Source organism: Aeromonas sp. HMWF016 (assembly GCF_963878195.1).
Taxonomy (GTDB): domain Bacteria; phylum Pseudomonadota; class Gammaproteobacteria; order Enterobacterales; family Aeromonadaceae; genus Aeromonas; species Aeromonas lacus.
Map to the genome: position 1 here is coordinate 17,869 of NZ_CAWNWX010000027.1, position 891 is coordinate 18,759.

General features: G+C 63.7%; 1 pseudogene. It reads left to right on the forward strand.

Annotation, left to right across the window (positions count from 1 at the left end):
- Window positions 1–891: pseudogene (locus AACS24_RS21805) on the forward strand (molybdopterin-dependent oxidoreductase); the annotation flags it as partial.

Here is an 891-nt window from a genome sequence, read left to right on the forward strand (position 1 = left end):
CGAGATCGTGCAGGCTGCCCGGGTGTTTGCCGCCAGCCAGCGCATCATCAGCTGCTGGGCCATGGGGGTGACCCAGCATCTGCACTCGGTCGATACCATTCGCGAAATCGTCAACCTGCACCTGATGCGCGGCCAGATTGGCAAGCCGGGGGCGGGGCTCTGTCCGGTACGGGGCCACAGCAATGTGCAGGGCAACCGCACCATGGGGATCAACGAAAAGCCGACCGCCGCCTTTATCGACCGGCTCGAGCATCATCTGCAGGTGAGCCTGCCGCGGGCCCGCGGCCACAATGTCTACGAGGCGCTCAAGGCGTTGGACGAGGGCAAGAGCAAGGTGCTTATCTGCCTGGGCGGCAATCTGGCGGCCGCGGCGCCCGACACCGACTTCACTTACAGGGCGATGAAAAAGGCCGAGCTCAACGTGCAGATCAGCACCAAGCTCAACCGCAGCCATCTGCAGGTGGGCAAGGCTGCGTTGATCCTGCCCTGCCTCGGCCGTACCGAGCTCGATATCCAGCGCACGGGCAACCAGAAGATCACGGTGGAGGACACCTTCAGCATGGTGCACGCTTCGACCGGCGCTGCCGAGCCGCTGTCGCCGCTCTGCCTTTCCGAGACCGACATAGTGGCGCGGATGGCTCATGCCACCCTTGGCAGCGAGCGGGTCGACTGGCTGGCCCTGCGCGATGACTATGGCCGTATCCGCGAGCTCATCGAGCAGACCATCGCCGGTTTTGCCGATTTCAATGCCCGTATCCAGCAGCCGTGCGGTTTTCATCTCGATAACTCTGCGGCGCTATTGACCTGGAATACCGCCAGCGGCCAGGCCGAGTTTCGTGCCAGTACCCTGCCGCACTCTGTGCTGCCGGAGTGTACCCGCCATGCTGAACA